The sequence below is a fragment of the Ideonella paludis genome, assembly GCF_018069865.1.
Lineage (GTDB): Bacteria > Pseudomonadota > Gammaproteobacteria > Burkholderiales > Burkholderiaceae_C > Ideonella > Ideonella paludis.
Window position 1 is genome coordinate 485,397 of record NZ_JAGQDG010000003.1, and the last position, 21,703, is coordinate 507,099.

Below are 21,703 nucleotides of genomic sequence, written 5' to 3' on the forward strand. Positions count from 1 at the left end.
TTTGCTTTTTCTGCCACGTCAGTGCGCCTTTGCTTTTGGGGGCCTGTCTTCAGGCCAAGAGCGCAGGGTCCCAAGCGTGCACCGTGTGGGTTTGCTCGCCCAGGCCCGCCACGCCCAATCGCATCTGATCGCCAGGTTTCAGGTAGACCGGGTTCGGCTTGATGCCCATGCCCACGCCAGGCGGCGTGCCGGTGCTGATCAAGTCCCCGGGCTGCAGGGTCATGAAGCGGCTCACATAGCTGACGATGTGCGCCACGCTGAACACCATGGTGCGCGTATTGCCGTTTTGCATGCGCTGGCCGTTCAGCTCCAGCCACAGATCCAGCGCTTGCGGGTCGGGCACTTCGTCGGCCGTCACCAGCCAAGGGCCGACCGGGCCAAAGGTGTCGCAGCCCTTGCCCTTGTCCCAGGTGCCGCCGCGCTCCAACTGATAAGCCCGCTCCGACACATCGTTGACCACGCAGTAGCCGGCCACATGGGCCAGGGCGTCGGCTTCGCTGACATGGCGGGCCGTGCGGCCGATCACCACGCCCAACTCGACCTCCCAGTCGCTGCGGGTGGAGTCAGGGGGCAGCACCGTGGGGTCGGTGGGGCCGCAGAGGCAGCTGATGGCCTTCATGAAGATCACGGGCTCTGACGGCAAGGGCAGGCCGGCTTCGGCCGCATGGTCGGCATAGTTCAGGCCGATACAGATGAACTTGCCCAAGCCCGACCACGGCACATCCAGGCGCCCAGGCTTGAGCACCACCGGCAAAGCCTGTGGGTCTAAGGCACGCAGTGCCGTCAAGCCCTCCGCCGAGAGCGTTTGCGGCGTGATGTCGGCCAGCAAGCCACCCAGGTCGCGCACCTGGCCTTGGGCATCCAACAAAGCCGGGCGTGTGGCCCCCGGCGGTCCGTAGCGGAGCAGTTTCATGGACTTGGGTCTGTTAACAGGCCCCAAAGCCTAGCGGATTTGAGGCGGATCGACCTAGTCTCAAAGCGCAGCCTTGGTTGGCGGCGGGCCTTGATCTGGCGCAACTCGGGCGGCTGGCGGCTCGTGGACAGTCGGCACAACGGCCCCACGCGAGAGATTTCATGGACCACCACCCCGCCAGCCCCGTTGGATTTGCCCCCGTGGACGAACGCGCTCCGCTGACCCGCGCCCGCGCACGGGTGCGCCAAGCTTTGGCCAACACCGCCAGCCGCAGTCCCGCATCCGCAGCGCTGCCCAATGTGGATGATTGGTCTGAATTGTTCCAAGGCCAGGCCATCACGGCCGCTGAGGCCGCGACCCTGAACCGCGTGGCCCAAGTGGGCTCGGTGGCTCAGGGCAGCCTTGTCTTCAGCCGGCAGCAGGTGGCGCAAAGCGTCTTCTGGGTCAGCCAGGGTGATGTGGCTTTGGGCCTGCATCAGGCTGAAGGCAGCTTTCGCATTGAGCAGCACTTGCAAGGCCCCGCCTGGCTGGATGCGAGTGCGGGCTGGCTGTGCGTGCCGCATGCGCAAGACGCTCTGGCGCTCTCCGCGGCGACCGTAGTGCAGATGCCCTGCGCTGCGCTGCGGTCGGTGTTTGAGCGCTCGCCCGCGCTGTCGCAGCGTATGGTGGTCTCGCTGGCGCGCGAGGTTCGCGGCCTGGCACTGGCTTCACAGGCTTTGCTGCATCAAGACGCGCCGGCACGTTTGGCAGCTTGGCTGATGTCGCTGTGCCGCCCTGCGGGGCCCGAGGCCAGCCACGGCGCGGTGGCTTTGCCCATGCGCAAGCGCGACATCGCCTCTCAGCTGGCCATTACTCCAGAAACACTGTCTCGGCTGATGCGCAGCCTCGCCGACCAAGGCGTGATTCGGGTCGACGGCTACACCGTCCATGTGCTGGACATTCCCGCCTTAGCCCGCCGCGCCCTGTAAAGGGGCAGCGGGGCCGCAGGGCTTGGCAGGGCAGGGGCCGCGCGATGCGGCCGGGGCGCAGATCAGCCGATGCTGTCGATCAGGCCCATGTCGGCCGAGCTCATCAGGGCTTGGATGTCCATCAGGATCAACATGCGGTCGCCGACATTGGCGATGCCCGTCAGGTAAGACATGTCCACCTGGTTGTTCATCTCGGGGGCGGGCTTGATGGCGTCGCGGGACAGCTCCAGCACGTCCGACACCGAGTCGACCACCGCACCGACCACGCGGCCGCGGATGTTGAGCACGATCACCACCGTGAAGGCATTGAAGTCAGCTGAGTCGCAGCCCAGCTTCACCCGCAAGTCGATGATGGGCACGATCACGCCGCGCAGATTGACCACGCCCTTGAGGAAGGAGGGCGAATTGGCAATGCGGGTGGGCTGCTCGTAGGAGCGGATTTCTTGCACGCGCAGGATGTCGATGCCGTATTCCTCGCCGCCCAAGCGGAAGGTCAGGTATTCGCCATGAGCCGCTGAGGCGCCAGTGGGCACTCGGCCGCGGGACCCCGGCAGTGCACGATCAGCCTCTTGGCGGGTAGCGAGGGGGGCTTCAGCAATCATGTCCATGGTCGGTCCTTAGTGGCGGGCGGCGGAAGGGAGAATCTCAAGATGGCGTGTTATCGGCAGGTCTGCGGTGGCATTCAAGGGTTCAAAATGTTTCCCAGTCCCCGTCGTCTGCGGCCGCTTTGGGGGCAGGGCTGGCCATCGGCGAGGGGGCTGCGGCAGGTTTGAGGGGCGCTGAGGGGGCCTTTGCCACCTGGGCCAAGACCTGCTGGGCGGCCGTCTCATGGGCCGCCGGCGCACTCGGCGCCGATGCGGGCCGCAGGACGGGCGCAGCCGGGCTGCTGAACCTTGGTGCGTCGCCCAACTGGAAAGCAGACACCGCTGAGATCAACAGCTCGGTTTGCGAGCGCATGCTGGCCGCAGCGGCGGCGCCTTGCTCCACCAGCGCGGCGTTTTGCTGGGTCATTTGGTCGAGCTCGGCCACCGAGGTGTTGACTTCGCTGATGCCTCGGCTTTGTTCCACCGCGGCGGACGAGATCTCGCCAATGATGTCGCTGACCCGGTTGACTGAGGACACCAACTCGTCGATGGCGGTGCCGGCCACGCCCACCAAGCGGGCGCCGGTTTCGACCTTTTCGACCGAACCGCCGATCAGCGTCTTGATCTCGCGGGCCGCTTCGGCCGATCGCTGGGCCAGCGAGCGCACCTCTCCAGCCACAACCGCAAAGCCGCGGCCTTGCTCGCCAGCTCGGGCGGCCTCGACCGCAGCATTCAGGGCCAGGATATTGGTTTGGAAGGCAATGCCGTCGATCACACTGGTGATGTCGGCAATCTTGCGGCTGGCGCCAGAGATCTCGGCCATATTGGAGACGACCTCGGCCACCACCTTGCCACCGCGCTGGGCCGCTTCTGCGGCCGAAGCCGCGAGTTGGTTCGCCTGGGTGGCCGACTCCGCGCTGTGCTGCACGGTGCTGGTCAGCTCTTCCATCGCGCTGGCGGTGCGCTGCAGGTTGCTGGCGGTTTGCTCGGTGCGCTGGCTCAGGTCCAGGTTGCCCGAGGCCACCTCGGTGCTGGCCAGGTGAATGCTGTTGGAGCCATCGCGCACCTTGGCCACCACGCTGCGCAAGGAACTGCGCATGTGGTCCAGTGCGGTCATGAAGTCGTGGACCTCATCGCGGCCTTTGTCTTGCTGCACCGCGTTCAAGTCCCCCTCGGCCATGCGCTGGGCTTGAGAGGCTGCTTCTTGCAGCGGGCGGGTCACGGAGCGGGCCACGTTGACCATCAGCCACATGGCCATGGCCATCACCAGCAAGGCGCTGCCAGCGCGGAAGTTCGATTGCATCTGGCCGCGCTCGCGTTGTTGGGCGCGCGCTTGGGTGATGCTGTCTTGCGTGGCGGTGGCCCAGGCCCCCAGCGAGGTGCGGGCTTGGTCCAGCGAGGGCTGAGCGCGGCTGGTGTAGGCATAGCCGGCGTTGGCATCGATCTTGGCGTCCACCACCTGCTGCAACACCGGCTCGACCTCGGTGGCATAGGCTTTCAAGGCGGCCAGGCCTGCTGTGACATGGGTGTTGCGCTGGGTGTCGCTGCTGTCGCTGGCCTTGGCGGCCTCCAACAAGTCGTTGGCTTGCTTGACTTGCTTGCCCCAGGCCGTCTTTTGCTCAGCGGCTTCGACGGCATTGTTGGCCGTCAACAGCACTGCTTGCTCCATGCGCGCCATGCGCTCCAGGGAGGCCAGCACGGTGCTGCTGTCGCGCTGCGTCTCCATCTGCCATTTCAGCATCTGGTCGGCTTGGGCTTGCACTTCTTTGTAGGCCAAGGCCGCCCAGGCGCCCAGGCTGACCAGCACCAGGCTGATCAGGCCCATCGCACCCAGCAGGCGCCGTTGAATGGACAGTTGGCGAAGCAGTTGAATCATGGTGGGGACAACTTCTAGTCGATCGAGAAATCAAGCAGACACCCGGAAGCGGGCGACGACGGCGTTGAGCCGCTCAGCTTGGTCTCGCAGGCTCTCCGCGGCAGCGGCGCTTTGCTCGACCAAGGCGGCGTTTTGTTGGGTCATTTGGTCCAAGTGGCTGACGGCACCGTTGACCTGGCTGATGCCATCGCTTTGTTGCGCGGTGGCTTGGGTAATGCCTTGAATGGTTTCGGTGACGCGCTGCACCGACTGCACGATGTCGGTCATCGTGGTGCCGGCGTCTTGCACCAGGCGGGTGCCGCCGTCGATGCGCTCGACCGACGCTTGGATCAGGGTCTTGATCTCGCGGGCCGCCGCGGCGGAGCGTCCGGCCAGGCTGCGCACTTCAGAGGCCACCACCGCAAAGCCGCGGCCTTGCTCGCCCGCCCGCGCCGCTTCCACCGCGGCGTTCAGGGCCAAGATATTGGTTTGGAAGGCAATGCCGTCGATCACGCCGATGATGTCGGCGATCTTGCGTGAGGCCGTGTGGATGTCGCCCATGGTCTGCACCACTTGGTGCACCACTTGGCCGCCGCGTTCGGCCACCGAGGAGGCCGAGCTGGCGAGTTGATCCGCATGCACCGCAGCGTCGGCACTGTGGCGCACACTGCTGGTGAGTTGCTCCATGGACGAGGCCGTTTGCTGCAGGCTGCTGGCGGTGGTTTCCGTGCGGTGGCTCAAGTCTGCGTTGCCCGAGGCCACCTCGCTGGAGGCCACATGGATGCTCTCGCTGGCGCGGCGCACATCGCTGACCACGCTGCCCAGCTCTTTTTGCATATGGGCCAAGGCACGCAGCAGATCGGCCGTTTCGTCCTTGCCGTCGGTGTGGATCTCCGCCGTCAGGTTGCCGTCTGCAATGGCCAGCGCCACCTCACGGGCATGGCTGATTGGCGCCGTGATGGAGTGGGAGTTCATCAGGGTCAAGGGCACGACCACAACGATGACCAGTGTCATGGTGGCCACAAAGGTCCACAGCGTTTGCGTCATCTGAGCGTCGAAGCCCGCTTGGTTGGCGGCGGCTTCCTCGTTCACGATCTTGGCAATCGCGGTGAGGTTGGCCCCCACTTTATTCACCAAGTGCTTGGCATCGTCCAGCGCCTTGTCGGCGACTCGCACATCGTCATACTCGCCGTTTTGCATTTTTTCCAGCACCACCTGAGTGGCCTTGACATAGGCTTCCAGGTCTTTGAGGGCGGTGCGGGCCAGCGGGTTGTCTTCGTCCTCTTCGCCTTCGAGCAAGCTGCCCAGCGCGGTGTTGACCTGCTTGATCTCCGCCAGCCAAGCCTCGCGATGCTTGAGCACCGCCAAGCCGTCTTGGTAGTCGATGATCATGGCCTTTTCGTGCACCCGCACCCGGCCGAGCGCGACGTTGACGTCACCCAGGTTTTGCACTTCCTTGATGGAGTGCTCCATGAACTCGTGGTTCAGCGAGGCCAGGGTGTTGCCGCCGACCAAGCCTGTCAGGCCGACGAGCGCGAACAAGGCCAGCACCATGGCGATGGCGCCCTTCATTCGCAATCGAATGGAGAAGTGCCGCATCCAATTCATCCAGGCTGACATGTTCTGATCCTTCTATGCGCTGTCAAGGTGACGGGCCGCTGGAGGCTCGCCACCCTGAAGGTGCTCAACAAGGTTGGATACAGCGCTGCACCTTCTTGAGACTGTGGCGATCGACCTTGAGGCGACGCCGACACAGAGGGCCTTGTGAGCCCTCTTCCTTTAATGTCGAGAGTGGCGTACGAGCGCGCCGATGTCGAGAATCAGGGCCACCCGGCCGTCGCCCATGATGGTGGCGCCGGAGACGTCATTGACCTTGCGGTAGTTGGCTTCCAGGTTCTTCACCACCACCTGTTGTTGCCCCAATAGCTCGTCCACCAGCAGGGCCACGCGGCCGCCTTCGGCCTCAACGACGACCATGATGTTGGAGACGTTTTCAAAATCGAAGCGCGGTACGTTGAAGACCTTCTCCAGGTCAATCACCGGCATGAACTCATCGCGCACTTCCACCACGCGGCCGGAGCCGCCGATGGTTTTGATCATGGTTTCTTCCACTTGGAAGGACTCGACCACCGAGGACAGCGGCAGGATGTAGACCTCGTCGCCGACGCCGATGCTCATGCCGTCCATGATGGCCAGGGTCAGTGGCAGGCGCACTTTGACGCTCATGCCATAGCCTTCGGCGGAGTCGATCTCGACCGTGCCACCCAGTGAGGTGATGTTCTTCTTCACCACGTCCATGCCCACACCGCGCCCGGAGACATCGGTGACTTGGTCAGCGGTCGAGAAGCCCGGCGCAAAGATCAGGCCGTAAACCTCTTGGTCGGTCATGGTGTCTGGCGCGTCCAAGCCGCGCTCGCGGGCCTTCTTGAGCAGCTTCTCGCGGTTGAGGCCGCGGCCATCGTCGCGCACCTCAATGACGATGGAGCCGCCTTGGTGCGAGGCGATCAGCGTCACCGTGCCATGTTCAGGCTTGCCCCTGGCCAGTCGCTCGGCGGGCTGCTCGATCCCGTGGTCGCAGCTATTGCGCACCAAGTGGGTCAGCGGGTCAGTGATTTTTTCGACCAGGCCCTTGTCCAGCTCCGTGGCTTCCCCTTGGGTGACCAGCTCCACCTTTTTGCCCAGCTTGGCGGCCAGGTCGCGCAACATGCGCGGGAAGCGGTTGAACACCATCGACATGGGAATCATGCGGATCGACATCACCGCTTCTTGCAAGTCGCGGGTGTTGCGCTCGAGATCGGCCAAGCCTGAGAGCAATTGTTGGGAGACGCTCTCTTCTACGGCTCGGCTGTTCTGCGCCAGCATCGCTTGGGTGATCACCAGTTCGCCCACCAAGTTGATGAGCTGGTCGACTTTTTCCACCGAGACGCGCAAGGTGGTGGAGTCAGGGCCTTGGGCCGCGGCGCGCGCATCGGGCTTGGCAGCGGGCTTGGCAGCGCCTGCTGCGGCGGGCGCAGGGTTTGCGGGCACGGGGCTGGGCGCCACGCTGGGCGCTGCTGCAGCGGGCGTGGGGTTGGCGGCCTCGGTGCCAGGGGCGCCGGGGGCGTCGTCAAAAAATCCATAGCCCAGTTCGACCTTGGGTGCGGGGGCGGGGCTGGCCTCGGCCTGTGGCGCACCGGGTGCGCCGTCGTGGAAGCCATAGCCTGGGCCCAGGGTTCTGAGCTGGAGCTTTTCGCGATCCACGTGGAAGGTGAACAAGTCCAGCAGGTCGTCGTCTGTGGCAGTGGTGGTGATCTTGAAGCGGCGCATGCCATCGGCCGCGCGTCCAGCGTCCAAGGGCTCCATCGTGCCCAGGGCTGTGATCTCCTTGAAGAGATCAAACAAATTGTCAGCCTGCTCGGGCTGGTCCAAGGGGCCGACGGTCAGCTCCAAGGAGCGAGTGCCAGCGGCAGCGGCCGGCTTGGTGGCCGGGGCCGCCACGGGCTCAGCGGCCACAGGCGCAGCGGCCGGGGCAGGAGCGGGCTCGGCGAAGACATCTGCAGCCTCACCAGAGCCCTCGGCCATGGCGCGAATGCGGCCCACCAGCTCTGAGGTGTCGATGGGATCACCCCCACCGCCTTGGTGCCGGCTGAGCATGAACTTGAGGGCGTCACCTGAGGCCAGCAGCACGTCCACCATGGCGGAGGTGGGTTGCAGCTCATGACGGCGCAGCTTGTCCAGCAGCGTCTCCATGTGGTGGGTCAGCTCGGCGACGTCCGAGAAGCCAAAGGTGGCCGCGCCGCCTTTGACGGAGTGGGCGCAGCGGAAAATGGCATTCAGCTCTTCGTCATCTGCGGCGCTGACATCCAACTCCAGGAGCTTTTGCTCCATTTGCTCCAGGTTCTCACCGGCTTCTTCGAAGAAGACTTGGTAGAACTGGCTGAGGTCAATGCCTGCACTTGCGCTGGCGCTGTCTTGTGAGGTTTCGCCCATGAGGTCTGGCTCCAATTAGAGAAAGGTGTGCCCGTGCCCGCTTCAGCGGATGACCTTGCCGATCACTTCGATCAGCTTGGCTGGGTCAAAGGGCTTCACCAGCCAACCGGTGGCGCCCGCAGCGCGGCCGGCTTGCTTCATCTGATCGCTGGACTCGGTGGTCAGGATCAAGATGGGAGTGCTCTGAAACTTGGGGTTCTCGCGCAGCTTTTTGGTCAGGCTGATGCCATCCATGCGCGGCATGTTTTGGTCGGTCAGCACCAAGTTGAAATCGCGCTGATTGGCCTTTTCCCACGCGTCTTGGCCATCGACTGCCTCGACAACGTTGAAGCCAGCGTTCTTCAAGGTGAACGTCACCATTTGGCGCATCGAGGGCGAATCGTCAACGGCAAGAATGGAATGCATCACTTTTCTCCGGGTTTCTCTGAGTGGGGGCGGGCAGATTTGGGCGTTCAGAACAAGTCGACGGACCCAGCGTCCATTTCGTCTTGCGTCACAGGATTCGGTTTGGTCGGGATTTCTTCAACGATGGTTTCACCGTCTTCGTCATCCCCCATGGCTTCGCGGGCAATCCGGTCGGCACAGCCGCGCAAACGGCGTTGGGTATGGCTGATCAGCTGCGTGGCCATGTCATGAAACTGCAGCGCGGTGATGGCACCGGCTAGGTCTCGCATGGCTTCGTGCATTTGCCCACCGTCGTCCACCGACTGCATGGCCGCTGCCCGCAACAGGCGTTGGATGTGGTCTGTGGCGCTGTAAAAGTGACCCGAGAGGGACTCGCTGGCGTCGTCCAGCAAGCGTTGCAGGCGCTCAAGGTCATTCGAGGCCACCATCAGGTGGTCCTGCAGGTCAGTCGCCACCAGCATTGCGTGCTTGTCAGGTGGCTCCGGAACACCGGCGTCGAGGTTGTGCATCGTGGCTCCAGGGGGCTGGGGTGTCCTGCGGTGTGACGAATCGCCGTCGCAGGGGCCAAATACCCCGCTTTGGGCGACTCTCACCCCACAGGAGGGCTTAGGGGGATTCTTCGGCAGACTGACAAGGTCGATTGAGCCGATCACACCCCAAATCACCGTTCATTTCGGCGCAAAGCCAACCGCCTGGTCAGGCCGGTCTGGGAGATACTTTGGCCATGACAGCCTCTGCGCCCCCCCGGTCCTTGCGCCTGCTTCATCTTGAAGATTCGGACATGGATCATGAACTCGCCATGGCCCACCTGCGACGGGGTGGCCTGGAGGTCGACTGTGAGCGGGTGGACACCGAAGACGCCTTCAGAGCGGCCCTGACCCAGCACTGGGACGTCATCCTCTCCGACTACAACATCCCCGGCTTCTCCGGCATCAAGGCCTTGGAGATCGTGCGGGAGCTGGGCGTGACCTCGCCCTTTATCTTGGTGTCTGGCGAGATTGGCGAGGACGTGGCCGTCACCGCCATGCGCAATGGCGCCAGCGATTACCTGCTCAAGGGCAATCTGGCTCGGCTGGGACCCGCCGTAGAACATGCTTTTGAGGCCGCCGAGACCCAGCGCGCCAAGCTGCAAGCCGACCAAGCCCTGGCCGCCTCGCGCCAGCGCCTGTCTGAGTTGGCCCAGCATTTGCAAACCAGCGTGGAGATGGAGCGCGCGGCCATCGCCCGTGAGATCCACGACGATGTAGGTGGCAGCCTCAGCGCGCTGAAGTTTGAGCTGGCTTGGCTGGCCCGCAACGCGGCCAACACGCCGGAGGTCAAGCTGCGCATCGACAGCGCCATGGAAACCGTGACCCATGCGCTGGAAGCCAGCCAGCGCATCATGCACAACCTGCGCCCGGCCATCCTGGAGCAAGGCCTGGTGGCCGCACTGCAATGGATGGCCAACCGCTTCGAGCGCCGCACCGGCATCTTGTGCGCGTTTCGCACCAATGCCGACAACCCGCAACTGCCGGCGGGTGTGCCGCTGGTGGCCTATCGCACGGCGCAAGAAGCGCTGACCAATGTCTCCAAACACGCACAGGCCACGCGGGTCAGCATCGACTTGTCCGTGGCTCAGGGCGTGATGTCCTTGGAAGTGAGCGACAACGGACGCGGCTTGACCGATACTGATCTGGTCAAGGTCAAAAGCTTTGGCATCCGGGGCTTGCATGAGCGCGCCTCGACCGTCGGCGGCTGGGTGGACCTCTCCAGCGGCGCTGCCGGCACCACCCTGATTTTGTCCATTCCACTCGACGCGGCGGCTGCGGCTGAGCATGACCACGCGCTTGATGAACCACCGCATGATCCAAGTTCTTGGGGAGACGTATGACTCGCGTGATCATCTGTGACGACCACGCCCTGATCCGTCGCGGCATTCGCGACACCCTCTCAGACGCACCCGATATCGACGTGATTGGCGAGGCCAGTGACTACGGCGAGCTGCGCAGCCTGTTGCGCAACGAGAGCTGCGATGTGCTGGTGCTGGACATCAATATGCCGGGCCGCAGTGGGCTGGATGTGCTGCATGTGCTGAAAGACGAGGGCTCGACCATCAAAGTGTTGGTCGTCAGCATGTACCCCGAAGACCAATACGCCATTCGAGCCCTCAAGGCCGGTGCCTATGGCTATGTCAACAAAGGCGGCGACCCGGCGGCCTTGGTGCAGGCCGTGCGCACCGTGGCCCAAGGCCGCAAATATGTGACGCCAGAGATCGCGCAGATGCTGGTGGAGAGCTTGACCACCCCTGATGTGGCCAATGCCCATGAAAAGCTCTCCGACCGCGAGCTTCAAACCTTGGTGATGATCGCCTCGGGCAAGCGGCTCTCAGACATCGCCACTGAGCTGACCCTGTCGCCCAAGACGGTGAGCGTTTACCGCGCCCGCGTGCTGGAGAAGCTGGCCCTGGCCAATAACGCAGAGCTCACGGTGTACGCGATTCGAAACGGGCTGGTGGGCGAGTAGGCTCGCAGCTGACTTTGGCTTGGCAGCTCTTGCCGCAGGCACGGGCCATCGCAGCGGTACACCGATGAGGCGTGGTCGCGCCAAACGGTGCTTGATACAGCCACACCGGCTTGCCCGGCACGGTCTCTAGCCGGGTGTGAGGCGTCCAGCCCGGCACTTCAAACTCCAGGCTCACCAGCCAGGCGCCGGGGCGCAGCTCGCGCAGCGCCTTGTCGCGCGCCTTGGGCATGCTCTCGGGCCGCTGGAAGAGGTAAACCACATCCAGGCCGCTCCAGTCGGCGGCCCAAATGTCGCCCCGCCGTACCTGGGCAAAGCCACAGCGCCAAGCGCAGGCCCAGCGCAGCGGCGCACTCCACTCCAAGCCACGCAAGTCGGCTTGCGGATACTCGCGGCGCAGCGCCAAGAGGCCATCGCCCAGGCCGCAGCCTGCATCCAAGACCTTGGCGCTTGCCGGCAAAGGCAGGGCTTGGCCCAGGCCCTGCAGCGCATCTTTGGGTGTGGGAAACAGCGGCGCATCACCCCAGGTGCTGCGCGGGTAGAGCACGGCCAACACCGCCAGCGGCACCAGCCAGGCCCACGCGGGCCAGGTGCTGATGGCGCCGCCTTGCAGCATCAACCACGACAGCGGAAAGCCCGCTGCCACCATCAGCCGCCGCCAGCGCTGGCTTTGCTGCAGAGCGATGGCCAGAGACCAGCCCACCGCGACGGCACCAGCCACCCACACATCGACCCCGAAACGGGGCGCCAAGACCATCAAGGCCCAGGCCGACAGCCAGGTCAGCAAAGCGGGGAGGGGCCAGCGGGAGGTCAGCATCCGGAGGTGTCCACGGTGACGGTGGGTGCTTGACCAGCCGCCGATGGTGTGCGGTAGGTGACGCTGCAGGTCAAAGGATTGCTGGCAGCGATCAAGCCCATCGGTGTGCCCACCACGGCCGGCCAGTTGTAAAGGTCCACAAAGCCAGCGTGGTTCATCAGGGCGGGCAAACCACCACCTTGGCCCGTTCGGTCATCCCAGGGATAGCCGAACTGCAGGCGATGGGTGACGCCATCGATCACGACACGCGGTTGGGCCGCTGCGTGATAGTTGAGCTTGATATCGCAAGTCGGCGAGATCACACACTTGGCATGCACCGTGTGCAGCGCGTCATACACGGCGGCTTCCATGCCCTTCACAGCGGCGATGCGCGCATCGCGTCGCATGTCCATGAACTTGGGCAATGCCACCGCAGCCAGAATGCCCAATATGACGATCACCACGATCAGCTCGATCAAGGTGAAGCCCCGCGCGCTCAACTGGCGGGGTAAGGCGGCAAGGCGGGGCGGCAGGCGTGACATGACCGCCTGATTGTGAGAGGCGGGCGACGACTTAAAGCGCGAAAAAGCGCGGGCCTTGCCGCCTTCAAGTGCCGCGAACCAGCGCTTGGCTCCCCGCTCAATGCCCGCTGTGGCCTGCCGCCTTGTCCGGTCCGCCTTCGCGGGTCAGGCGCTCGGCAAACGAGATGCCGATGGCCGACAGCACGAAGGTGAAGTGGATGACGGCAATCATGGTCACCACCTGCACGCTGGCCAAGGTCAGCTCGCCGCTGAGGTAGGTCTTCAAGGCGTGCACGCCCGAGATGGAGATGATGGCAAACGCCAACTTCAGCTTCAGGTTATAGGTGTTCACATGGTCCAGCCAGTCCGGCTTTTTCATGTCGCTCTTGTCAAAGTGCCCCGTCGTCACAAACAAAGAGACGCCGGCCAAAGCCACCACCCACACCAACTGCGCCACCATGGTCATGTCGACCAGCTCCAACACCTTGATGATCAGGTCGATCTTTTGCAGATCGCCAAACAGCAAGGTGTTCATCAGCTTGTAGGTCTCAAGCAGGAACTTGCCCAAGATGCCGAAAATAATGCCGACCAAGCCGACATAGAAAAACAGCATCGTGAACCGCATGCGATACAGCAGCGACCCAACCTCCGACAAAATCTTGTCCATTCCGAACCTTTTGGTGGCAACGCTTGGGCGCACCGCGCGCAAGCCAATGGGCCGGATGATAGTGGGCTGGCGTTTCAGCGGGCCGACAGGGGCAATAGTCCGCTAAGCGGAAGCTAGCGCGTCGGCCACCTGCTGGGCGGCAGCGATGAGGTCGCCGACGAGGCGCTCATCCACTTCCAGCAAGCCTTCATACTCACCCAGATTGCGTTTGTTGTGACACAAGTCCAGCACGCGCCAGACCGCTGGCCCCAGGCCCAGCGTATGCGGCAGCACCTGAAACACGATGTAGCGATTGCTGGCCCGATAGCCCTTGGCGCGAAGTGCTGCAAGACACAAGGCATGCGCAGCGTTGTAGGCCAGGTCAAAGCGGCTCTCAATCGCAAGCGCTGTGTTAGCCGCGTCCAGCAAACGTGCGCGCCCGGTGCGCAGCAGCCCGGCAATCTCCGCCGCGTCGGGGGGTTCAGGCTTGAGCGAGCCGCCGCTTCGGCTCAGGTTTTCAAGGGGTGATGACGGTGGGCTCATGGGGTGAGGGCTCCTGTTCGCCAAGCAGCCAAATCTTGGGCTGTTGCATCACGCGGGTGAGGAAGGCATTGTCCCCTTGCTGCCGCCGCTGAAACTCGGCCTCGCTGTAGAGCACTGGGTTGATGGCTCGGGCCAGTGTGTGGCGGGCGCCTTCCAGCGCACCCAACACCTCACCATAGGTTAAGGCATCGCTCACCACCAGCAGGTCAATGTCGCTTGCAGCAGTGTCTTGCTGCTTGGCCACAGAGCCAAACACAAAGGCACGTACGATCTGGCCGGCCAATGGCGCCAGGGCTTGGTGCAGCACATCCGCCAGCCCCATGGTCTTGAGCACCAGCCCACGCAGCTCTGCAAACACCGGCGACGCGGCATTGGCCTGATAGTGCTTTTGATTGCCCTGCCTGCGCACGGTGAGCAAGCCCGCAGCAGCCAAGCCCGCCAGCTCCCGTTGCACCGCGCCTGCGCCCGTCTGCGCCAGCGCGATCACCTCGTTGGTGTAGAAGCTGCGATCGGGTGTACCGAACATCACCCCCAGCACCCGTTGGCGCGCCTTTGAGAACAGTGCGTCGGCGAGGGGGAGAGGTGCGGGATGGTTGATGTTCGTACCCATAATGGGTTTGATCATACCTAAATTGGGTTTTTGTGTCGTATGATTTGTGCTGCGGTGACTGGGGCAAGTGGCACAGAAACGCATGCAGACCGCACCCCTGCTTGAGGCAAGCTGATGGTTTCGAAATTGGCAACGGAAGATGAGCTGAAGTCCATGCTGGAACAGTCATGGGCGCTGGACGAAGACTTGACCCAATTGATGGCTGCATTGCCAGACCCTGTCAACCGCCGGCAGACCATAGTCCGAGGAATGGCGAGTACATCTCACAGCCACTACCGTTCTCAGCGGGCTTTGATGGAGATCGGGACGACCCCGACGATTCTTGCTCTCGTGCGTCTTCACTATGAAAGCGTCATCCGATCTCTTTGGTACGCCACCGGGGCGACCGACGACTGGATCGACCGTATGACGTTGGAGAACTCGAAGGAGAACGGTGAGCCAGTGATGGGGCCACCTGTAGATGCCATGTTGAAGCGCTTAGATGAGGTCTTGCCTCCTCATGTCAGTGCTTCGTTGCGAGTCTTGAAGGATGCCTCATGGAAGCCCATGAACTCCTTTGTTCACGGTGGCCTTCACGCCATCCTTACAGGGCTCTTCGATGCCTACACGCCGTACCACTGTATTTGCGTTCTGAAGAACGCGAACGGGCTGGCACTCATGAATACCCAATCGCTAGTCATCGTTTGCAATCAAAAGGGCACACGCGGGCTGATTGCGGCCCTGCAGCAGAGGCACATGAGCTGTCTGCCTGAGTAGGCCAGACTGACTCTTAATGATCGCACTACCGATCCATCAGCCGCAGTTCGATCACTCTAGTCGATGGCTACTTCCCCCACGAATCCTTCAAGCCCGTCACCCGATTGAACACCACCTTGCCGCCCACGCCGTGGTCCTTGCGGTCGGCCACAAAGTAGCCGTGGCGCTCGAACTGGAACTTCTGGTCGGGCTGCGCAGCGGCGAGGGAGGGCTCGACGATGGCGGTGATGACTTTGAGGCTGTTGGGGTTCAGGGCTTGCAAGAAGTCTTTGCCACCGGCGTCGGGCTGGGGCTCAGAGAAGAGGCGGTCGTAGAGGCGCACTTCGGCGGGCACGCCGTCGGCCACGGCCACCCAGGTGATGGCGGCTTTGGCTTTGACGCTGTCGGCGCCTGGGGTGCCACTCTTGGTGTCGGGGATGACCTTGGCCAGCACTTCGGTGACTTGGCCGTTGGCGTCGCGGGTGCAGCCGGTGCACTCCACCACATAGCCGCCTTTGAGGCGCACGAGGTTGCCAGGGAAGAGGCGCTTGTAGCCCTTGGGCGGGGTTTCTTCAAAGTCTTCGCGCTCGATCCAGACTTCGTTGCCGATCAAGAACTGCCGCTCGGGCGGCGGGGTTTGGCCTTCGGGCACGGCGCTGGCGGGCAGGGCGGGCTGGGTGCAGGGCTCGGTGTAGCCAGGCGCGCCAAAGACTTCGGCCCAGTTGGTGAGCACCAGTTTGACCGGGTCGAGCACGGCCATGCCACGGTGGGCTTTGTGCTCCAGGTCGTCGCGCAGGCAGCCTTCGAGCACCGAGTAGTCGAGCCAGCTATTGGTTTTGCTGGCGCCACTGTCGTCGGCCATTTTGCGGATGGCTGCGGGTGTGTAGCCGCGGCGGCGCAGGCCGGCCAAGGTGGGCATGCGGGGGTCGTCCCAGCCCTGCACATGGCCTTCGTCCACCAGTTGCTTGAGCTTGCGCTTGCTGGTGATCACATAGCTCAGGTTGAGCCGGCCAAACTCATACTGCTTGGGCAGCGGGTGCTGCAGCAGGCCGCCCACCTGGCGGCCGTCGGGCAGGGTGACGGTCTCAGCCAGACGCTCCAGCAGCCAGTCGTAGAAGGGGCGCTGGTCTTCAAACTCCAGCGTGCAGATGCTGTGGCTGATGCGCTCCAGTGCGTCTTCAATCGGGTGGGCATAGGTGTACATCGGGTAGATGCACCATTTGTCGCCGGTGTTGTGGTGGGTGGCGCGGCGGATGCGGTAGAGCGCCGGGTCGCGCAGGTTGATGTTGGGGCTGGCCATGTCGATCTTGGCCCGCAGCACCATGGCGCCGTCGGGGTGCTGGCCGTCGCGCATTTCTCTGAAGCGCGCCAGGTTTTCCGCCGGGGTGCGGCCACGGAAGGGGCTGTCGACGCCAGGCTTGCTAAAGTCGCCTCGACTGGCGCGCATTTGCTCAGGCGTTTGCTCGTCCACATAGGCTAGGCCGCGCTCGATCAGCAGCTCGGCCGCCTGGTACATGAAGTCGAAGTAGTTGCTGGCGTAGAACTTGTGGCTGGTCCCGTGGGCGTCCCAATTCCAGCCCAGCCACTGCACCATCTCTTCGATGGCGTCCACGTATTCCTGCTCTTCTTTCTCGGGGTTGGTGTCGTCAAAGCGCAGGTGGCAGACCCCGCCAAAGTCGCGCGCCAAGCCAAAGTTCAGGCAAATGCTTTTGGCGTGCCCAATGTGCAGATAGCCATTGGGCTCCGGCGGAAAGCGCAGGCGCACTCGCGCCGGGTCCGGCTGGCCTGCCGCATGGTGGGAGGCATCACCCGGGCTGCCCGCAAAGCGACGCTGCTCGTACGTGCCCGCCTGCTGGTCGCGCTCGATGATGGCGCGCAAGAAATTGGCAGGGGCGGGCTTGGCCGCAGCGTCGGTGGGGCGATGGTCGCTCATAGAGGGGCGTGCCGGGGGTGCCCGGCGGTCTTTGAAGTGAGCGCTGATTGTAGCCAGCGCCCCTGTGCCCGCAGGTGCGGCGGCGGCCCCTAGTCAGGGCTCAGCGTGGGCCGCGCAGCTTGGCGGCTTCGGCCTCCACCATGCGCTGGCGCCAGCCGTCACGGCTAAGGCTCAGCCAAGTGCCCAGGGCATGGAAGAACAAGCCCACGCCCCAGCCCAGCAAGGGGAAGAGGTTCCAGTGCGCGTCGCGCTGCTGGGCCAGCAGGTAGAGGCCCAGGTTGACCAGCACATAGATGGCGGCATGGGTCATCAGGCCGATCTTGCGGTTCACGCGGTCTTCGGCTTGGGCGTAGAGGTCCGGGGTGTGGGTCGTGCTCATGCGGGGCTCCTGAGGGGGTGAATCAATGATGAGTCAGTGCCTGCATGGTGCACCCCGCAGAACGCCTCGTCGCGCGGTGTGCGACGAGGCGTCTGTCGAGGGCGCGAACGGTCAGCTCGCGGCGTGAATGGCGGTCAGAGCGCTCAGTACTTCTCGCGCCAAGACATGCGGCCGAGCTTGGAGGGGTTGGCGTGGGTCAAGGCCTTGCTGTTGGAGGGGGCCATGCTGCTGCTCCCACTGCTGCTGCCGCCTGACCAGGAGTTGGCTTGGCCGGTGTCCTGGCCCAAGCTGGGCAAGAGCAAGGAGATTTGCTGCGCCTGCGTAGAGGCCGAGCGCAGCAGGGCCGGTGGGCCAAACTGCGAGCCGCTGACCGCCATGCTGGTGGGCGAGATGGGCTTGTCGGAGTCGGCGTCAAAGCGGTCCTGGCCGTCGATATTGCCGTCGCCGTTGGTGTCGAAGGCGACCAGGGCGCTGTAGCCATGCAGCGGGTCCACCTCATTGAGCCAAGACCGAGGGCCTGTGCAGATATTGGTGGCGCGGTCGGGCGTGGTGGGCCGCACGGACGAGAACATGACCAAGCCCGTGGGCTGCTGGCGGGGCGCCCCGACGCCGTGCTCAAAGCCCTGCAGGTTGACGCGCCAGCCCAGCGCGCTGTCATTGGTGTAATCGATGGTGGTGGGCTTCAGGGCGCGGTACTCCACGCCGTTGATCACGCGGTTGGTCTCGTAGTTGATGGTGGTCAGGTTGCCCTGCGACACGCTGCTGCCCTTGCCCTTGTCCAAGATGCCGTAGATGGACTGCGTGGCGACATTGGGCGAGCCCAGCAAGGGCGAGATCGCGGCCCCAGTGGCAAAGACCACCTGCCAGCAGCGTTTGGCATTGGCCTTGGCCTCGGCGGCCCCGCAGTTCTTGGCCAGCGGGTTCATGGTGACAAAGGGCGCCTGGGTGATGGGCTGTTGCTCATCGGTCTTGAACAGGCGGGTGGCCTTGACGGCGCTGGGCGTGCGCACATCAAAGCGCCAGAGGTTGCCCTTGATGTCGCCGGCATAGACCACATCGATCTTGCCGTCGTGGTCGATGTCCACGGGCGTGGGGGTGCTCAGGCCGTTGTCGAAGGCCACCTCGGGCTCGGTCTCGATGCCGGACCACACGTTCTTGTCGCCGATGGACCAGGCACGGTAGGTGACGTTCTCGTCCGCGCGGTCCAGATAGAAGGCATACAGCACCGGCGTACCCGTGCCGCTGTTATCAGCCCCGCCGAACTTGCGGTCGTTGCTGTCAATGCCGTTGCCCACCAGCACTGCACTGCGGGCGTCGCCCAGCTTGACCATTTGGGCCGAGCTTTGGCCGGTGCTGTTGTCGGGCTGGCTGATGATGTAGCCCAGGTCTTTGAGGGCGGGTGCGCTGGCATTGGTGAACTCGAAGAGCACGCCCTTGCCTTGCTTGAGCTCGGTTTGGCTGACATCCAGCGCCGTGATGGCTCGGGCACCGCGGCCATAGAGGATCACCGCCACCGCGCGCCAGTCGGGCTTGCTGTCGGAGCCGGTGTTGGCATGGCCAATGATGGGCACGTTGTCCACAAAGTAGGGCTTGCTGCGAATCTCCGCGATGTTGAGGTCGCTGTAGTCGGCGGCCCGGCGCAGCATCACATCGGGCACAAAAGTCCAGGCCTCGCGCAGAGAGTCCCCCGTGGCCTCATAGGCGTGCAGGGCGCCATCATTGCCGCCGTAGATGGCCAGCGGGTAGGCGCGCGGCAAGGTCTTGCGGTACTCGGTGAAACCCGGGAAATGCGCCTCTGGGCGAGACTCGGAAGCCCAGGTCGGCAGCACCACGGGCGCGGAGTTGATCACCGGCCCCAGCGTGTAGCCATTGCGGGCTCTGAAGCCACTGGCGTCGGTGCCCTTGAGGTACTCCAGCCGCGCCGCGCCGCGGCTGTCGGCCACGCGCTTGGCGTCGAGATTCAAAGCCTGGCGCTGCACATCGCTGAGGTTGGCCCAGATCAGCTCGGTCACGGCTTGCGGTGCGAGGTTGGCGGTGGGCTGGGCGGTGAAGACATTGCGCTGGCCGGGGGCCGGCGTGTTGCTCTGGGCTGACGCGTACTCAGTGGCCAGCAACTGGCCGCTTTGGTTGAGGTTAAAGGCCCAGAGGTCGCCGCTGAAGTGCTGCAAAGACCAGCGGCCCTGCACGATTTGCGTGCGTGGGTCGCGGCTGCTCAGGCTGCTGTGGGTCAGGCGCGGGGTGGTGGCCGAGGTGAAGGCCGCATAGCCAGTCGTCAGGCCACCGGGCGACATGATCTTGGTGGCGGTTTGTTCCTCCGAGAAGCCGTCTCCCGAGCGATCAATGGCCCGGCTCTTCAGCAGCACGGTGGCCTCGGTCGGGCAGTCAGGCACGGCGGGCGCTTTGGTGGCGACGCAAACCTGGATGGGGTCGCCGTCATAGGTCAAGTCCACCCCGAATGCGGCCTCCTGGGGCAAGGTGCCGGCCGATTGGAACTCCAGCGTGATCTTCAGCGCCGGGTACTCCGAATAGGGAATGCCGGTGGGGTCGGAGGCCGTGGGGCCAATGTCCATCACATAGCTGCCCTGCGCAAACTTGCGCTTGGGCGTGTATTTGTCGGGCAGCAATGCGCCGTTGGCATCGCGCAGAGTGACGAGCACGTCGGTCAGCCCATCGGCGCCTCCCCAAGGCAGGCTGGGGCTCAAGCGCAGTTGGCCCCAAGCATTGACCTTGGCGCGGCTGCTGTCGCACTGGAAGTAATCCAGCCGGGGGTCAAAGGTCAGCTCGGTTTCCTTGGGCACGGAGATCGTCTTGCAGAGACCGCCGTCGTTCACGTCAAAGATGGCGGCATTGGCGTCGTCACCAATCACCAGCAGGCAGTCCTTGCGGGTCGGGTCGAACTGGGTGCTGTAGGGGTAGATCGATGCAGAGGTCCAGGTGCCGCAACTGCTATCGGTTTTAGCGTCATAGCATCCGATCTTGTTGGCGTAGCCCGCCGCATAAAGCTTGCTGCCCTTGATCGCATTGAGGTTGTGATACATCGAGCCATAGCCCGGGTACAGGAACTCGTAACTGGCCAGGAAGGTTTTGTAGGCCTGTGAGGCGGAGAAGCGCTCGCCACCGGCGCTGACGCATTCCCCGGTGTTGGTGCAGGCGCCCCGGGCTGAGCCATCGCCGTTGACGATGGGATAGGCTCCGGCACCACCACCGGCATTGACACCGCTGGACGACCAGCCCTGGCAGGGCTGATTGCTGACGCTGTCATGGCAAAAGAGCTGGCTGCTGTTGGGGCTGAAGTAAAGCTGCGTCCCCACGGCGGCAGAGGTGCCAAAGGCGCTGAAGCTGCCAGGGTAGCTGGTCTTGCCGCACAGAGCGCGCTTATCGATGTCAAAGCACACCAGCTCAGCATCGCTGTTGAGCACGTAGTACTTGTTGCCGATGGTGTTGAAGTTGGTCAGAAAGGTGTAGTTGGACCCATTACCGACGCGCCAAGATCCGCAGGCTTGGCGCGTATTGAGATTCATGCAGGCGATGTGGCTGCCGTTGGCATTGACCACGCCCACAAACATCTCGCCGGTTTTGTAGTTCACGGCTTCCAAGGGGTTGTTGGGTGTGCCCCCGTAGCTGCCATCGCTCAGCCGCAAAGGCTCACCACCTTCCGACCAGCCTTCGCAGGCCAGTCCGTTGCTGGCCTTGCGGCACTTGACTGGCGTGCCGTTGTCCCAGTGGTGGTTCACCACAAAGAGGTTGTTGCCATAGGGAATGATGCGATAGCCGTCGCCGGTGCCGGCGAAGTTGACCGACTTATCGACGGTGCCCGTCGCGGTTTTGAATTTGGTGCTGTAGAGCCACTTCACTGCGGTGACTGCCGCACCATTGGCAGGCTCAATATCTGTCCATGCGCCATTGACTTGCCATTGCAGCGTGGTGTTGGCGGGTTTTCGCACGGAGCCCACGACATAGGTATGGCCCGGTGGCAGATTGATCAGTCCCTCGGATTCAAAGGGGCTGGCAATGCGGGTATTGAATGACGCCGTCCAACGCACCACATCAAACGGCTCCAGGTCGTAGGTGCTGTTCAGGGCTTTGGACGTGCTGGGGGCGATCACCTGACCGTTGATTTCCAGGTAGCTCCCCAAAGGTGACTTGACCGCGTTTTGCGCCACGGCCCACACCAATGCGCCGCAGGCGGCCGCACCCAGGGCCACACGCCACACTTTTGATTTCCGCAGTTCCGACCACAGCATGTCTTGTTCCTGGCTTCACCGAGGCCCTTGCCTCGCATGCGGAGCTTATTGATAACCTGGCTTGAGTTTAATAAAGCTCAGCGTGAATACGTGAAAAACATAA

Annotated in this window: 19 protein-coding genes; 4 read left to right on the plus strand and 15 right to left on the minus strand. The window is 63.6% G+C overall.

Translation table 11 applies throughout. The features are described from left to right. Positions 1 to 49: 49 nt before the first annotated feature. Positions 50 to 913, minus strand: a complete 864-nt coding sequence (locus KAK11_RS10005) for a fumarylacetoacetate hydrolase family protein (RefSeq protein ID WP_210808798.1) — start codon at positions 911 to 913, stop codon at positions 50 to 52. 161 nt (positions 914 to 1,074) lie between these two features. Here KAK11_RS10005 and KAK11_RS10010 point away from each other — a divergent pair, with 161 nt between their 5' ends. Continuing rightward, positions 1,075 to 1,881: a Crp/Fnr family transcriptional regulator gene (locus tag KAK11_RS10010; RefSeq protein WP_210808800.1), complete on the plus strand. Its 807-nt coding sequence runs from the start codon at positions 1,075 to 1,077 to the stop codon at positions 1,879 to 1,881. A gap of 62 nt (positions 1,882 to 1,943) precedes the next feature. Here KAK11_RS10010 and KAK11_RS10015 read toward each other — a convergent pair whose 3' ends face one another. From KAK11_RS10015 to KAK11_RS10040, 6 genes are all read right to left on the minus strand, one after another. After that, positions 1,944 to 2,489, minus strand: a complete 546-nt coding sequence (locus KAK11_RS10015; RefSeq protein WP_210808802.1) for a chemotaxis protein CheW — start codon at positions 2,487 to 2,489, stop codon at positions 1,944 to 1,946. 82 nt (positions 2,490 to 2,571) lie between these two features. After that, a complete protein-coding gene (locus tag KAK11_RS10020; protein ID WP_246498714.1) occupies positions 2,572 to 4,341 on the minus strand; it encodes a methyl-accepting chemotaxis protein in 1,770 nt (589 codons plus the stop codon). 30 nt (positions 4,342 to 4,371) lie between these two features. Next, entirely contained in the window at positions 4,372 to 5,940 is a 1,569-nt protein-coding gene (locus KAK11_RS22180; RefSeq protein ID WP_210808804.1) for a methyl-accepting chemotaxis protein, read from the minus strand. A gap of 159 nt (positions 5,941 to 6,099) precedes the next feature. Beyond that, on the minus strand, positions 6,100 to 8,289 hold the full coding sequence (locus KAK11_RS10030; RefSeq protein WP_210808806.1) for a chemotaxis protein CheA: 2,190 nt from the start codon (positions 8,287 to 8,289) through the stop codon (positions 6,100 to 6,102). A gap of 42 nt (positions 8,290 to 8,331) precedes the next feature. Next, positions 8,332 to 8,694, minus strand: coding sequence for a response regulator (locus tag KAK11_RS10035; RefSeq protein WP_210808809.1), 363 nt, complete (start codon positions 8,692 to 8,694; stop codon positions 8,332 to 8,334). A 47-nt stretch (positions 8,695 to 8,741) separates the two neighbouring features. Then, complete coding sequence (locus KAK11_RS10040; RefSeq protein WP_210808811.1) at positions 8,742 to 9,203, minus strand: hypothetical protein; 462 nt, start codon at positions 9,201 to 9,203, stop codon at positions 8,742 to 8,744. Positions 9,204 to 9,418: 215 nt separating this feature from the next. On the opposite strand from KAK11_RS10040, the gene KAK11_RS10045 reads away from it, so the two are divergent. Both KAK11_RS10045 and KAK11_RS10050 read left to right on the plus strand, forming a co-directional pair. Continuing rightward, positions 9,419 to 10,564 carry a hybrid sensor histidine kinase/response regulator gene (locus KAK11_RS10045; protein WP_210808813.1) on the plus strand — a complete coding sequence of 382 codons (1,146 nt, stop codon included), beginning with the start codon at positions 9,419 to 9,421 and terminating at the stop codon, positions 10,562 to 10,564. Continuing rightward, positions 10,561 to 11,196, plus strand: coding sequence for a response regulator (locus KAK11_RS10050; protein WP_210808815.1), 636 nt, complete (start codon positions 10,561 to 10,563; stop codon positions 11,194 to 11,196). The genes KAK11_RS10045 and KAK11_RS10050 overlap by 4 nt, the downstream gene beginning before the upstream one ends. On the opposite strand, the gene KAK11_RS10055 is transcribed toward KAK11_RS10050, so the two are convergent. The 5 genes from KAK11_RS10055 to KAK11_RS10075 all read right to left on the minus strand — a co-directional run bounded on the left by KAK11_RS10055 (position 11,156) and on the right by KAK11_RS10075 (position 14,324). After that, positions 11,156 to 12,010 carry a class I SAM-dependent methyltransferase gene (locus tag KAK11_RS10055; RefSeq protein WP_210808817.1) on the minus strand — a complete coding sequence of 285 codons (855 nt, stop codon included), beginning with the start codon at positions 12,008 to 12,010 and terminating at the stop codon, positions 11,156 to 11,158. The genes KAK11_RS10050 and KAK11_RS10055 overlap by 41 nt on opposite strands. Beyond that, positions 12,004 to 12,531, minus strand: coding sequence for a type II secretion system protein (locus KAK11_RS10060; protein ID WP_210808819.1), 528 nt, complete (start codon positions 12,529 to 12,531; stop codon positions 12,004 to 12,006). Before KAK11_RS10060 ends, KAK11_RS10055 begins: the two co-directional genes overlap by 7 nt. Before the next feature lie 97 nt (positions 12,532 to 12,628). Continuing rightward, positions 12,629 to 13,177 (minus strand): YqhA family protein, encoded by a 549-nt coding sequence (locus tag KAK11_RS10065; RefSeq protein WP_210808821.1) that lies wholly within the window; start codon positions 13,175 to 13,177, stop codon positions 12,629 to 12,631. A gap of 102 nt (positions 13,178 to 13,279) precedes the next feature. After that, positions 13,280 to 13,699 (minus strand): hypothetical protein, encoded by a 420-nt coding sequence (locus tag KAK11_RS10070; protein ID WP_210808823.1) that lies wholly within the window; start codon positions 13,697 to 13,699, stop codon positions 13,280 to 13,282. Beyond that, positions 13,674 to 14,324, minus strand: a complete 651-nt coding sequence (locus tag KAK11_RS10075) for a nucleotidyltransferase domain-containing protein (RefSeq protein ID WP_210808825.1) — start codon at positions 14,322 to 14,324, stop codon at positions 13,674 to 13,676. The genes KAK11_RS10070 and KAK11_RS10075 overlap by 26 nt, the downstream gene beginning before the upstream one ends. Positions 14,325 to 14,423: 99 nt before the next feature. Between KAK11_RS10075 and KAK11_RS10080 the strand changes: the two genes are divergently transcribed. Next, a complete protein-coding gene (locus KAK11_RS10080) occupies positions 14,424 to 15,065 on the plus strand; it encodes a DUF6988 family protein (RefSeq protein ID WP_210808827.1) in 642 nt (213 codons plus the stop codon). 67 nt (positions 15,066 to 15,132) lie between these two features. On the opposite strand, the gene KAK11_RS10085 is transcribed toward KAK11_RS10080, so the two are convergent. From KAK11_RS10085 to KAK11_RS10095, 3 genes are all read right to left on the minus strand, one after another. Then, complete coding sequence (locus KAK11_RS10085) at positions 15,133 to 16,977, minus strand: glutamine--tRNA ligase/YqeY domain fusion protein (protein WP_210808829.1); 1,845 nt, start codon at positions 16,975 to 16,977, stop codon at positions 15,133 to 15,135. Positions 16,978 to 17,077: 100 nt separating this feature from the next. Then, positions 17,078 to 17,356: a 2TM domain-containing protein gene (locus KAK11_RS10090; RefSeq protein ID WP_210808831.1), complete on the minus strand. Its 279-nt coding sequence runs from the start codon at positions 17,354 to 17,356 to the stop codon at positions 17,078 to 17,080. Between the two features lie 143 nt (positions 17,357 to 17,499). Further along, entirely contained in the window at positions 17,500 to 21,600 is a 4,101-nt protein-coding gene (locus tag KAK11_RS10095; protein ID WP_210808833.1) for a pilus assembly protein, read from the minus strand. Positions 21,601 to 21,703 lie beyond the last annotated feature (103 nt).